The organism is Streptomyces physcomitrii (assembly GCF_012273655.1).
Lineage (GTDB): Bacteria > Actinomycetota > Actinomycetes > Streptomycetales > Streptomycetaceae > Streptomyces > Streptomyces physcomitrii.
In genome coordinates, this window is sequence record NZ_JAAWWP010000008.1 from 211,004 (window position 1) to 223,564 (window position 12,561).

The 12,561-nt window shown below is 74.3% G+C and carries 12 protein-coding genes; 2 read left to right on the forward strand and 10 right to left on the reverse strand.

Features of this window, described 5'->3' with window-relative positions; translation table 11 throughout:
• Window position 1: 1 nt before the first annotated feature.
• Window positions 2–586 (reverse strand): cupin domain-containing protein, encoded by a 585-nt coding sequence (locus HFV08_RS15545; RefSeq protein WP_168539859.1) that lies wholly within the window; start codon window positions 584–586, stop codon window positions 2–4.
• A 499-nt stretch (window positions 587–1,085) separates the two neighbouring features.
• Window positions 1,086–2,165: a ScyD/ScyE family protein gene (locus tag HFV08_RS15550; RefSeq protein WP_168539861.1), complete on the reverse strand. Its 1,080-nt coding sequence runs from the start codon at window positions 2,163–2,165 to the stop codon at window positions 1,086–1,088.
• A gap of 466 nt (window positions 2,166–2,631) precedes the next feature.
• Here HFV08_RS15550 and HFV08_RS15555 point away from each other — a divergent pair, with 466 nt between their 5' ends.
• Window positions 2,632–3,720, forward strand: coding sequence for a methyltransferase (locus HFV08_RS15555; RefSeq protein ID WP_168539863.1), 1,089 nt, complete (start codon window positions 2,632–2,634; stop codon window positions 3,718–3,720).
• A 45-nt stretch (window positions 3,721–3,765) separates the two neighbouring features.
• On the opposite strand, the gene HFV08_RS15560 is transcribed toward HFV08_RS15555, so the two are convergent.
• On the reverse strand, window positions 3,766–4,416 hold the full coding sequence (locus HFV08_RS15560; protein ID WP_168539865.1) for a TetR/AcrR family transcriptional regulator: 651 nt from the start codon (window positions 4,414–4,416) through the stop codon (window positions 3,766–3,768).
• Between the two features lie 78 nt (window positions 4,417–4,494).
• On the opposite strand from HFV08_RS15560, the gene HFV08_RS15565 reads away from it, so the two are divergent.
• On the forward strand, window positions 4,495–5,049 hold the full coding sequence (locus tag HFV08_RS15565; RefSeq protein WP_168539867.1) for a GNAT family N-acetyltransferase: 555 nt from the start codon (window positions 4,495–4,497) through the stop codon (window positions 5,047–5,049).
• Window positions 5,050–5,053: 4 nt separating this feature from the next.
• Here HFV08_RS15565 and HFV08_RS15570 read toward each other — a convergent pair whose 3' ends face one another.
• The 7 genes from HFV08_RS15570 to HFV08_RS15600 are packed head-to-tail and all read right to left on the reverse strand — an operon-like array spanning window position 5,054 to window position 12,198.
• Entirely contained in the window at window positions 5,054–6,454 is a 1,401-nt protein-coding gene (locus HFV08_RS15570; protein ID WP_168539869.1) for an alkaline phosphatase family protein, read from the reverse strand.
• Window positions 6,451–7,620, reverse strand: coding sequence for a metabolite traffic protein EboE (gene eboE / locus HFV08_RS15575; protein WP_168539871.1), 1,170 nt, complete (start codon window positions 7,618–7,620; stop codon window positions 6,451–6,453). The genes HFV08_RS15570 and eboE overlap by 4 nt, the downstream gene beginning before the upstream one ends.
• A 3-nt stretch (window positions 7,621–7,623) precedes the next feature.
• Window positions 7,624–8,472: a TatD family hydrolase gene (locus HFV08_RS15580; protein WP_168539873.1), complete on the reverse strand. Its 849-nt coding sequence runs from the start codon at window positions 8,470–8,472 to the stop codon at window positions 7,624–7,626.
• The gene (locus HFV08_RS15585; RefSeq protein WP_210430342.1) at window positions 8,472–9,158 is read right to left on the reverse strand and encodes an EboA domain-containing protein; all 687 of its coding nucleotides are present in this window, start codon (window positions 9,156–9,158) and stop codon (window positions 8,472–8,474) included. Before HFV08_RS15585 ends, HFV08_RS15580 begins: the two co-directional genes overlap by 1 nt.
• Before the next feature lie 9 nt (window positions 9,159–9,167).
• Complete coding sequence (locus HFV08_RS15590; protein WP_168539875.1) at window positions 9,168–10,112, reverse strand: sugar phosphate isomerase/epimerase family protein; 945 nt, start codon at window positions 10,110–10,112, stop codon at window positions 9,168–9,170.
• Window positions 10,109–11,035: an SCO3242 family prenyltransferase gene (locus HFV08_RS15595; protein ID WP_168539877.1), complete on the reverse strand. Its 927-nt coding sequence runs from the start codon at window positions 11,033–11,035 to the stop codon at window positions 10,109–10,111. The genes HFV08_RS15590 and HFV08_RS15595 overlap by 4 nt, the downstream gene beginning before the upstream one ends.
• Window positions 11,032–12,198, reverse strand: coding sequence for an inositol-3-phosphate synthase (locus HFV08_RS15600; protein WP_168539879.1), 1,167 nt, complete (start codon window positions 12,196–12,198; stop codon window positions 11,032–11,034). The genes HFV08_RS15595 and HFV08_RS15600 overlap by 4 nt, the downstream gene beginning before the upstream one ends.
• Window positions 12,199–12,561 lie beyond the last annotated feature (363 nt).

The window sequence follows — 12,561 nt, forward strand, 5'->3', positions numbered from 1 at the left end:
CTCAGGAAGCCGAGTTGGCGGCCTCGATGGAGGCGGCGAGGGCGCGCTCGTACTCCGCCGTGGCGAGTGCCTTGGTGGCCTCCGCCTCGGCGTCCGCCTTGCCCGCGGGGACCAGGACGCCGGTCGGGGTCAGGCGGTGCGGCTCGGGCGGGCCGGCCAGGCGCCAGTCGAAGCGGGCCGCCAGCTCGAAGAGGTCCTTCTGCTCCAGGGGGCCGCCCTTCTCGTGCTCGGCGTGCAGCGCGGTCGGGTGGTACAGCTCGTAGCCGCCCGGCAGGTGCAGGGTGAGGAAGTGGGCGCCCTCGTCGGGGCGGGTGGCCCAGGTGTGCGAGGTGTCCTTGCTGATGTGGGCGAGGCCACCGGCGCGCAGCTCGGTGAGCTTGCCGTCGATGATCATGATGAGCGCGCCGCCGAGGACGAAGTAGGTCTCGTCCGACTCCGCGTGGGTGTGCAGCGGTGGCCCGGACATCGCCTCGGAGACATGCGCCTCGACGAGCGAGGCGGCCCCGTCGGTCAAGGAGCTGGGCAGGACGATCTCGAACCCGCGGCGGCCTGCGGGGCGGTCCTCGGGAAGGATGATCTTCGTCATGAGTCCCTCTCTGGCGTGAGTTCCTGCGGTGGCGTGAAGCGGAGACGCGAAGTGGTGCGTGCGGTGCCGCGTGCCGCGAACGCCCGGAATACGAGCGGATAAGGGCGCGCGAGGGGACTTCTTCCTTCCGCGGGGGAAGGCGGGATTCCCGCGGGATCACCGGAGCGGCCACAGCGTACTCGGGCCCACCGGATTCCCTTTTGCTGTGCGACTGCGGATTCCCCGGCCGGACTCCGAGGCCGAACACGGAGCCGTAACCGATACGCACTCCGGGCCGTACTCGACGACGTACGCGACATCCGTGCACGACGTCCGTACGCGACATCCCTCCTGCATGGTCGCCCGGATTTCCGGCGGAGGGCGGATGTCGCGGAAAACCTGTCCGTTCTCTGTGCGGAACCGGAGACGGGACTGCCGGGATTTCACCCGGCGGGGGAAAGCCTGACATCGGCCGGGGCCGAAGTGCGCCCCGGCCGGTGTCAGTTCACGCGGCCGGTGGTCACCGGCGCGCGGCGGGGAACTTCAGGAGTTCGCCGGTGGTGCCCACCGTCTTGTTGGTCACGTAGATCTCGCCGCCCTTGCCGACGGCGAGGCCGAGGGAGTTGACCAGCCGGTCGGCGGTCGGGATCTCCGTCGTCTTGCCGCTCTTCAGGTCGACGCGGTTGAGGGCGCCGGGCAGCGGGCCGGTCTCCGTGTAGCCCTTGGTGAGGGTGAGGGCGATCAGCCCGCCCTTGCCGTCCAGGGCGAGGTCGGTGACGTTCGTCAGACCGGTGGCGAAGACCTTCGGGGCGCTGCCGGGGACGTAGCGCCAGATGCGGGACTTGCCCGCGGCCTGGCCGCTGAGGTCGGAGATGTAGAAGGAGCCGTCGGGGGCGGCCACGATCCCGGTGGGCACCGTCTCCAGGTCGCCGTTGTTCGGGAAGACGAACTCGGTCTTGGTGGTGCCGTCCGGGAGCACCCGGATCAGGTCGTTGCCGCCCGCGTCGGTGACCAGGTAGTCCTTGCCGTGGTGGGCGAACATCCACGCGTTGGAGTGCACGTCGTTGTTGCCGAGCGGGCCGTCCGGGTCGAGCCGGGTCTCGTGGTCGACGAGGTCGCCGAGCACCTTGCCCTTGGCTATGTGCAGGGTGCCGAGGGTCTCGCCGCCCGCGCCCAGCGCCTTGCGGTCCGCGGCGTCGCCGCCGAAGCTGCTGGAGACGGTGTAGCCGCCGGTGCTGCGGGCCTCGACCTGGTTGGGTCCGGCGACCGAGGCGCCGCCGTCCGCGCGGACCTCCAGCTTGGAGGGCAGCCCGGTGACGACGCGGCCCTTCTGGCTGCCGTTGACCCGGTAGATCGAGCCGGTGAAGCCGAGGCAGGATGTGCCCGGCGCGCAGGCCGTGGCGGGACCGCTGCCGGACTCGGCGACGAGGATCGAACCGTCCGCCTGGAGCGTGATGTCGCGCGGGTTGTTGAGGTTGGTCGCGAGGACCTGGGGGCTCACGCGGTGCGCGGCCTGGCTGGGTGCGGCGGTGGCCGTGAGCCCCGCCACCACCGCTGCCGCAAGGAGGGCCCCCGCCCAAGGCTTGTGTGCTCTTGACATGTCTCTCCCTTTTCCTGGCACACCCCCGGGAATGGGGGGCGTGCATTCGACCGGCGTCACCATAGACGTACGCGGCCGCAGCCGTCCCGGGTGAAATTGCCTGCTCTTCCCGGGATTTGGGCGGCGGTACGTGTCCGACCTCGGAAATCAAGTGTGCGACCTCGGAAATATCGCGGTTGCACACCCCGGCCGAGAACTCGGCGAGAAGGCACCCCGGGCCGCTCACCGAAAACTCCGCCGAAGTGCCGGTGCGCAATTCCCGCGCTTTCTGCACACGGTGGCGCAAGGGAAGGGGCACCCCTACAGTCGGCCCGGGACACCGCTGGTTCCGGTGAGCGGGCACCGCCCGGCGAACGCTCCGTTCGCGGCTTTCCCCTGCGCCGGGGCTCCAGTTCAGCCCCCGTGTACGCGGCGGTCCGTACGTCCCGCAGGCCCGAGTTCCGCGACACCGCCACGGAGGATTCGCATGCCCAAACTCCCCCCCGCCAAAGTCGTCCGCGCCGTGGAGGGTGTGCGCGCCGGCCTGGTGAAGCTGACCCGGCTGCTCGCCCCGCCGCCGTTCGCGCTGCTCGAACTCTCCCAGGGCTCGATGGTCACCCAAGCCCTGTACGTGGCCGCCGAGTTGAAGGTCGCCGACGAGCTGAAGGACGGTCCGCTGACCGCCGCCCAGCTGGCCCAGCGGGTCGGCGCCGACCCCGAGTCGCTGCACCGGCTGCTGCGCCTGCTCGCCACCTACTCGGTCTTCGAGGAGCGCGCCGACGGCAGCTTCAAGCTGAAGCCGATGGGGCAGGCGCTGCGCTGCGACACCCCGCAGTCGATGCGCGCCACCGTCCTGCTGATGGGGCACCCGACCCACTGGGAGGAGTGGGCGCACCTGGTCGACGCGGTGCGCACCGGCGAGGCCAGCCTGCCCAAGCTGCGCGGCATGGGCGCCTTCGAGTTCATCGACGCCAACCCGGAGTACGGGGAGATCTTCACCGCGGGCATGGGCGCGATGTCCGAGACGGAGACCCTGCCGCTGCTCGCCGCCTACGACTTCCGCCGGTTCCGCACCATCGTCGACTACGGCGCGGGGCGCGGCGGTCTGCTCGCCGCCGCGCTCCAGCAGGCGAAGGACGCCCGCGGGGTCCTCTTCGACGCGCGGATCGACACCAACGGCGCCGCCGACTACCTGCGCGAGCAGGGCGTGGCCGACCGCTGCACCCTGGAGAAGGGCGGCCTCTTCGACCCGGCCCCGGCGGGCGGGGACGCCTATCTGCTCAAGCACATCGTGCACGACTGGCCCGAGGAGCAGGTGATCGAGATCCTGCGCAATGTCCGCAAGGTCATCGACCCGGGCGGCCGGATCCTGCTCATGGAGTTCGTGACCCCCGACGACAAGCCGAACAAGCCGCACCCGGCCAAGCTGGTCGACCTGTGGCTGATGCTGCTCGTCGGCGGCAAGGAGCGCAGCGAGAAGCAGTACGCGGAGGTGCTCGCCGCCGCCGGCTTCCGCCTGGAGAAGATCACCGAGACGGCCGCCCCGATCTCGGTGATCGAGGCCCGCCCGGTCTGAGCCCCCGCGCTCCGCACCCGGCGCCCCGCGCCCGTCCGGTCCCGGTCAGGACTCCCCTGCCGGGACCGGCGGCGTTCCCGGCCCGCGGTCCGCCCCGGTGGCCGCCTTCGCCAAGTGGGCGTCGAGCAGGGCGACCTGGCGCTCGGGCGGGAACTCCCCGGGTGCGAAGAGCGCCTGCACGACCAGACCGAGGACGAAGCTCTGGGCCGCCGCCGCGATCTCCTCGGCCGCGGGGCCGGACGGCAGTTCGCCGAGCCGCTGGGCGTCCGCGACGTACCCGGTCATCCGCTCGCGTGCGCGCCGGTAGCGGGCGGCGTGCTCCTCGGCCAGCTCCGGGTCGGTGAGCGCCACGTCCCAGGAGCCGACCCAGATCCGGTTGCTGGCCGCGCTCGCGGCGTCCAGCGGCAGGATGTCGAGCAGCATCGCCCGCAGCCTCACCAGACCGGCGGCCTGTCCGGCCTGCTCGGCGGCGGGGCGCGGCCGCTCGGCCGAGCGGCGGTCCAGTACGTCCAGGGCGTGCTGGAGCAGCGCCCGCTTGCCGGGGAAGTAGTGGGTGAGGAGCCCGGTGGTGGCCCCCATCTGCGCGGCCACGGCCCGCAGGGTCAGCCCCCCGAAGCCCCGCGCGGCGAGCACCTGCCACACCGCCTCGGAGACCTCTCTCCGGCGGGCTTCATGGTCTCCACGTGCGGGCGGCATACGAGTAGGGTACATACCCAACGTTTGTTATGCACCGGGGAGCGGGCCACCCGCCCCCGCCGACCGCTGAGGACCGCCATGTACGCCGTACCGCTCGCCGAGGACGCCGCGCTGCGCCCGCTCGAACCCTGGCAGGCCGAGGAGTTCCTCGCCCACATGGACCGGGCCCGCCCGCACACCGACCCGTGGATCCCCTGGGCCTCCCGCTCCACCGACCTGGACTCGGCCCGGGCCACCCTCCAGGACTACGCGGACAAGCAGGCCGCCGACACCGGCCGCCTCTACGGGATCTGGCGGGCGGGCACCCTGGTCGGTGGGGTGATGTTCGTGCACTTCGACACCCGGCTCGGCAACTGCGAGATCGGGGTGTGGACCGAACCGGCGGGCGAGGGCCACGGCCTGATCACCGCGGCCGTGCGGCACCTGATCGACTACGCCTTCACCGAGCGGGGCATGCACCGCGTCGAGTGGTTCAGCAGCACCCGCAACGCGCGCAGCCGCGCGGTCGCCCAGCGGGTGGGCATGCAGCTCGACGGCACCCTGCGGGAGTACTTCCCCAACCGCGGCTTCCGGCACGACAAGGAGGTCTGGTCGCTGCTGGCCCCCGAGTGGCCGGGCACCGCCGCGGCCTGAGCCCTCACCCCGTGACGGGCACCTCCGCGAGACCCGCGAGCCCGAGCAGCAGCGACTTGACCTCGGTGGCGGCGACCTCCCCCGGCAGCGCGCCGGGGCGCGAGCAGAGCAGCACCGGCCCGTCCTCGGGGCGGGCCGGGAGCCTGCCGTGGCTGCCGCGCACCGGCGCCGGGTCGAGCGGGACCACCGCCATCCGGTAGCGCATCCCGAGCTTCTTGCGGGCCAGCGCACCGGCCGCCCGGAGCTTCACATAGGGGTCGAGCGGGTCCAGGAAGAGCTCGGCGGGGTCGTAGCCCGGCTTGCGGTGGATCTCCACCAACTGCGCGAAGTCCGGCGCCCGGTCGTCGTCCAGCCAGTAGTAGTACGTGAACCAGGCCTCCGGCGCCGCGAGCGCGACGAGTTCCCCGGCCCGCGGGTGGTCGAGGCCGTGCGCCTTCTTGCCCTCGTCGCCGAGGAGTTCGGCGACCCCGTCGAGCCCTTCGAGCACCTCCCGCACCCGGGCCAGGTCCTCCGGCCGCCGTACGTAGACATGGGCGAGCTGGTGGTCGGCGACCGCGAAGGCGCGGGAGGCCATCGGGTCCAGGTACTCCATGCCGTCCTGGGTGTGCACCTCCAGGAGTCCGGCGCGGCGCAGGGCGCGGTTGATGTCGACGGGGCGGGAGACCTCGGTGATGCCGTACTCGGAGAGCACCACCACGGTGCGGCCCTCCGCCTCGGCCTCGTCCAGCAACGGGCCGAGGGCGGCGTCGAGTTCGGCGGCGGCGCGCAGCGAGCGCGGGTCGCGGGGGCCGAAGCGCTGGAGGTCGTAGTCGAGGTGCGGGAGGTAGCAGAGGGTCAGGTCCGGGTGGCGGGTGCGGTTGAGGTGCCGGGTGGCGTCGATGATCCACCGGCTGGAGACCAGGTCGGCGCCGGGTCCCCAGAAGTGAAAGAGGGGGAAGGTGCCGAGGGCGTCGGTGAGTTCGTCGTGCAGCTCGACGGGGCGGGTGTAGCAGTCCGGCTCCTTGCGGCCGTCGGCGTAGTACACCGGCCGCGGGGTGACGGTCCAGTCGGTGTCCGCGCCCATCGCGTACCACCAGCAGACATTGGCGACCGTGTAGCCGGGGTGGGCGCGGCGGGCCGCGTCCCAGAGCTTGTCGCCCGCGACGAGCCCGTTGTGCTGGCGCCAGAGCAGTACCTCGCCCAGCTCGCGGAAGTACCAGCCGTTGCCGACGATCCCGTGCTCGGCGGGCGGCGCTCCGGTGAGGAAGGTGGACTGGGCGGCGCAGGTCACCGCGGGCAGCACGGTGCCTAGTCCGGCCGAAGAGCCCTTGCGGGCAAGGGACTTCAGTCGCGGCATCTGCTCCAGGAGGGCGGGCGTCAGGCCCACCACGTCGAGCACGAGCAGCGGGGTCGGGGTGGCGGTCACGGCAGCTCCTTGAGGCCGAGGTCGCGGAAGAGGTCGCGGGCGAGGGCGAGTTCGGCGGCGATGCCGTCGGCGAGCTGCGCCGCGTCGGCCGGGCGCGCCTCGGGCGGCAGGGCCTGCCAGGTGTACGTCTCCACCTCGAAGTGGCGGCTGCGCGGGGCCTCTTGGCCGAGCAGCACCTCAAGAGAGCCGCGCAGGACATCCATGGTGGAAGTGAGCGGCGGCGCGGGCGGCGCGTGCAGCGGTACGTGGAAGTGGGCGCGCCAGGGCACCGTCTCCGGCAGCGCCCCGCCCGCGAGCGCCGGGCCCAGGTCGTCCGTGCCGTGCAGCACCCCCTCGGCGAGGGCGCGGGTCTGGTGCAGGAAGCGGGGCTCGTCGAAGGCGGCGAGCGCGGCCCGTACCGCCGGGTCGGCCGGGTCCTCGGCGTGCAGGGCGGCGGAGAGCTGCACCTTGGGGACGGTGGCGCCCGCGCGCTCCAGGGCGGCGAGGGCGGCGGCCGGTTCCTCGAAGGAGGTGGCCAGGTGGCAGGTGTCCAGGCAGAGCCCGAAGCGGTGGGCGGGCAGCGCGGCGAGCGGGGCGAGCGCGTCGGCGGTCCGCTCCACCGCGCAGCCCGGCTCCGGCTCCAGGGCGATCCGGATGGAGCGGCCGGTGCGCTCCTCCAACTCGTCCAGCCGGTGGGCCAGTTCGGTGAGCTGCCGCTCGGCCGCGGCGGCGCCGGCCGCGTCGAAGTCGCTGCGCCAGGCGAGCGGCAGGGTGGAGATGGTGCCCTCGGTGACATCCGGCGGCAGCAGCTCGGCGAGCAGCCCGGCCAGCTCGGCGGTGTACTCCAGGCGCTCGGTGTCCCGCCAATCGGGCTGGTAGACGCGGTACTTGACCTTCTCGGCGCCGAAGCCGCGGTAGGGGAAGCCGTTGAGGGTGACCACTTCGAGGCCGCGCCGGTCGAGTTCGGCGCGCAGCCGGCGCCGGGCCGAGGCCTCGGTGGTCAGGGCGCGGGCGGCGTCCCGGGCCAGCCACAGGCCGACGCCGAGGCGTTCGGTGCCGAGGCGTCTGCGCACCGGCTCGCAGTAGGCGCCCAGTTGGGCGAGGACCCCGTCCAGGTCCTCGGCGGGGTGGACATTGGTGCAGTAGGCGAGGTGGACGAGGGAGCCGTCCGGGTGGCGGAAGCGCACGGCTCATTCGCCCCCGCGCAGCAGGGAGTTGCCCTCGTGCAGGGCCTCGGTGCCGGGGACCTCCAGGTCGAGGCGGCCGCTGAGCCCGTAGAAGGCGACCGGGTTCTCCCACAGCACCCGGTGCACCTCGTCCTCGCCGAAGCCCGCGGCGAGCATGGCCTCGCCGACCTTGCGGGTCTTCAGCGGGTCGCTCTTGCCCCAGTCCGCGGCGGAGTTGACCAGGACGCGTTCGGGTCCGTACTCCCTCAGCAGGGCGACCATGCGGTGCTCGTCCATCTTGGTGTCCGGGTAGACGGAGAAGCCGAGCCAACTGCCGCTCTCCCGGGCCTCCTTGACGGTGGTCTCGTTGAGGTGGTCGATCAGGACCCGCTCGGTGGGCAGCTTCGACTCGGCGACCACGTCCAGGGTGCGGCGCAGCCCGGTGAGCTTGTCGCGGTGCGGGGTGTGCACCAGGGCGGGCAGGCCGTGCTCGGCGGCGAGTTCGAGCTGCGCGGCGAGCGCGGTGTCCTCGGCCGGGGTCATCGCGTCGTAGCCGATCTCGCCGACCGCGACCACATGGTCCTTGACCAGGTAGCGCGGGAGGGCGTCGAGGACGGGCAGGCAGCGCGGGTCGTTCGCCTCCTTCGGGTTGAGCGCGATCGTGCAGTGGTGCGCGATCCCGTACTGCGCGGCCCGGAAGGGCTCCCAGCCGAGCAGCGCGTCGAAGTAGTCGAAGAAGCTCTCCGGGGAGGTGCGGGGCTGGCCGAGCCAGAAGGCGGGCTCGACCAGGGCGCGCACCCCGGCCGCGTACATCGCCTCGTAGTCGTCGGTGGTGCGCGAGGTCATATGGATGTGCGGGTCGAAGATGCGCATCAGGCGTCCTTGGCGGTCAGGGCGAGTACGTGGTCGAGGTCGGCCGGGACGGCGCGTCCGGCGGCGCTGCGTTCGGCGGCGAAGTCCCGCAGCATGCGGGCGAGTTCGGCGTCTCCGCGGGCCCGCTCGGGCAGCCGGGCCAGGGCCCGCACGGGCACCCGGGTGAACAGGCACTTGAGGACGGCGTGCCGCCAGGCGTGGTCGTCCAGGTGGGCGGCGGCGTAGGGCCCGACGGCCGCCGCGACCAGGCGGGTGTCGTTGGTGCGCAGCGCGTCCTCGACCAGCGGCAGCCCCTCCCCCGGTGCGAGCGGCAGCCGCGGCAGGGCGCGCAGCACGGCGCGGCGCTCCTCGCCGGTGCCGTGCCGGTAGAGGCGGGCGAGGGCCGCGGGGCCCGGGCGGGCGGCGCACAGCAGCAGCACCCGGGCGGATTCGGCGGCCTCGGTCCCGCAGGCGCGGCCCGCCGCCGCGAAGCGCAGCTCCCAGCCGGGCACCGCGCGGGACTCCGCGGGTGCGGGCCCGGCCGCCGCCCGGGCGGCCTCGGCGAGCGCCCCGTCCAGCCAGTCGGCGCCCTCGGCGCTCAGTCGCTCGCGCAACTCGGCTGCCTCTCGGCGCAGTTCGGCCTCGGTGCCGTCCGCCGGCTCCGGGGCGGGGCGCGGTTCCTCAGGGGTGATCGGGGTGATCGGCATGGTGCTTCCTCAGGTGTGGGACGGTGCTTCCCGCCGCGGGGACGGCCCGGTCAGCAGCGGTACGGGACGGGCGCGGCCCGGCGACGGCGCTTCGGCGGCGCGGTCCTCACGGGCGGCGGCGACCAGGGGGCGCAGGAACTCCATGGACCGGCGGGCGAGTTCGGGCCCGGCGTGCGAGTGGCGCGGCAGTTCGACCACGGTCAGGCCCCGGTAACCGACGGCCTCCAGGGCCGCGAGCACGGGCGGGAAGTCGATCTCGCCCTCGCCGAAGGGCAGATGCTCGTGCACCCCGCGCCGCATGTCCTCGATCTGCACATGCCGCAGCCAGGGCGCCGCTGCCGTCACGCACTCCGCGGGGGAGGCGGGTTCCAGGCACTGGCAGTGCCCGATGTCCAGGGTCAGGCCCAGGAGTTCGGGATCGCCGAGGAGCGCGCGCAGCCGGTGGAAGTCGGCCAGCGACTCGACCAGGTGGCCGGGTTCGGGTTCCAGGGCGAGCGGGATCCCGTCGCGCTGCGCCGCGTCGAGCACCGGGCCGAGGGAGTCGGCGAGCCGCTGCCAGGCCGTGCCCTCGTCGGTGCCCTCGGGCCGGACGCCGCTGAAGCAGTGCACGGCGTGGGCGCCGAGTTCCGCCGCGACCTCGACCGCGGTGACGAGGAGCGCCTCGCGGGCCACCCGCGCCTCCGGGTCCGGGTCGAGCAGGCTCGGCCCGTGCTTGCGGCGCGGGTCGAGGACGTAGCGGGCGCCGGTCTCCACGGTGACGTCCAGGCCGAGCGCGCCGAGGGTGCGGGCGAGCGCCTTGGTCCGGCCGCTCAACCCGCGTGCCAGCGGGTCCAGATGCATGTGATCGAGCGTCAGGCCGACGCCCTGGTAGCCGAGTTCGGCGAGCAGGGTGAGGGCCTCGCGCAGGCGCAGATCGGTGAGTCCGTTGGTGCCGTAGCCGAGTCGGATGCTCATGTCGGGCTGACCTTCCTCGCGAGGCTCCGGGCGAGCGGGACCAGCGCGCCGAGCGAGGCCGCGGTGGCGAGCGCCCCGGACCGGGCGGCGAGCGCCGCCTGCAGCGGGATCATGGCGCGGATCCCGCCGCCGACGGCCCGCTGGGTCAGCGGCGGCGAGGGGTTCAGCGCGGCGTGCAGATAGGGCCGCCCCGCGGTGGCGGCATAGGCCCCGGCCAGCGCGGCCTGGGCCAGCTCGCGCGGGGTCTCGGGGAGCCTGCGGGCCCGCTCCAGGCGCAGCGGCCGGGCCCCGGCGGGGGCGAGGAGGGTGCCGAGCGCGGCCGTCGTGCCGAGCGCGGCGAGCGGCCGGGCGGCCGAGCCGCCCTGGGTCTCGGCGCGGGAGACCGCGGTCACCGCCCAGGTGTGGGCGCCGAGCACCGCGGCGGGCGGCAGCGCTCTGCCGAGCACGCTCCCGGCCGCCTCCCCGGAGCGCGGGCCCGCGGTGGCGAGCGCGCCCAGCACCAGGTCGAGCCCGCGCGCGGCGGCCATCGCGGCGGGACCGGCCGCGGTGTGCTTCAGTCGCAGGTCGTAGGCCCAGACGGCGCCCGCGAGGGCGGTGGCGCACAGCGCGGCGGGGCGTCCGGCGCGGGCGGCGAGGCCGAGCCCGGCGGCGGTCAGCCCGGCCGCCGCGGCGAGCGCGGCGCCGGGGGCGATGCGGCCCGAGGGCAGCGGGCGGTGCGGGCGCTCCTCGGCGTCCTCCGCGTGGTCCGCCCAGTCGTTGAGCGCCATGCCCGCCTCGTAGAGGCAGAGCGAGGAGCACAGGGCGAGCGCGGTACGGGAGTTGGGGCGCCGGCGGCTGGCCGCGGCGCCCGCGAGGGCGTCGCCGGGTACGGACAACAGGGCGGAGACGCGCAGGAGTTCGGCCCAGTCGCGGGGGGTGCTCACGAGGCCTCCGCGGGACGGGCCCCGAGCCGCGCGGCGAAGGCGAGGAGCGCGGCGTACTGCTCGGCAAGCGCCGAGGAGCCGCCGTCGGGGTCCTTGAAGTAGAAGCCGAGCGCGGGGAGTTGCCCGGTGATCCCGACCTCTTGGGCGCGGGCGGCGAGCCGGGCCAAGTCCAGGACCAGGGGTGCGGCGAGCGCCGAGTCGCAGCCCTGCCAGATGGTCTGCAGGATCATCCGGGAGCCGAGGAAGCCCTCGAAGGCGACATGGTCCCAGGCGGTCTTCCACTCGCCGAGCGCCGGTACCTCGTCGATGTGCACCTCGCCCTCGGGCAGTGCTCCGAGGGTGTCCTCCAGGACCCGGTTCTTGCCCGCGTTCTTCGCCTCGGCGGCGGCCGGGTCGGCGAGGGCGGCACCGTCCCCGCCGCCCAGCAGATTGCTCCCGGACCAGGCCCGCACGTCCAGGGCGCGCTGCCGGAACATCGGCGCGAGCACCGAGCGCAGCAGGGTCTGGCCGGTCTTCCCGTCGCGGCCCGCGTACGGGACCCGGGCGCTCGCCGCGGCCTCGGCGAGGGCGGGGTGGTGCAGCCCTGCCGAGGGGGTGAAGTTGACGTAGGCGGCACCGGCGCGCAGGGCGGCCGCCGCGTACAGCGAACTGGCGGGCAGCCGGGGGCTGTTCGGTTCGGGCAGGGGCTCGGTGGAGGCGAGGTTGACGACGACGGTGCGGGCCACCCCGGTGCGGCGGGTGAAGTCCGCGATGTCGGCGGCGAAGTCGGCGATCAGCTCCTCGTCGCCGCGCCGGTCGCCGGGCAGCGGTCCGCCGGGGCGGATCTCCTCGTCGGCGGCGGCGAGTTCGCGGTGCACCGCGGCGGCGAGCCCGCGCGGCAGCACCCCGCCCTCGGCCAGCGCCTCGGCGCGCTTGGGCAGCGGCCACTCGGCGGTGTCGTGCCCGCCGAAGACGAGCGAGGACAGCGCGGGCAGCCCACTGCCCGCGAACTCCGGTGCCTCGGTGACCAGTCCGGTCGGCGGCTGGAGCCCGGCGGCGAGCGCCGCCGCGCCGGTCACCGCGGTGGTGGCGACGGAGCCCCTGGCCCCGATGAACCACACACCGGTACCGGGACCGCTCGCAGGGGCACCGGGCGGACCGGCCTTCTCGGGGTGCTGGGACACGGGATGCCTCCTGGATGACGTCGGTTCCCGCCCCGCGCCCACCGCCCCTCGGCACCGCCGACGGGTGGCCGAAAGAGGCTCAACCACCCGGGTGGGCAGAGGCGTTGGAGCGCGGAGCGGCTGGGACGGCTCCGGGGTGGGGCCCGGTAGCGGATGGGTGGGGCGGTGCTGGGGTGGGGCTTTGGCGGTGCGGGTGGTGGTACGGGTGGGTGCGGGGCGGTGCGGGATGTGCGCGGTGCGGGAGGTATGCGGTGCGGCTGTACGCGGTACGGAGCGTTGCGCGGTGCGGGTGCGGCGCGGGTGCGGGGTGCGAGGAGCCGGTGGTGCCAAGTGCGCTGCCGGGGACGGCAGTTGACGTGGTCG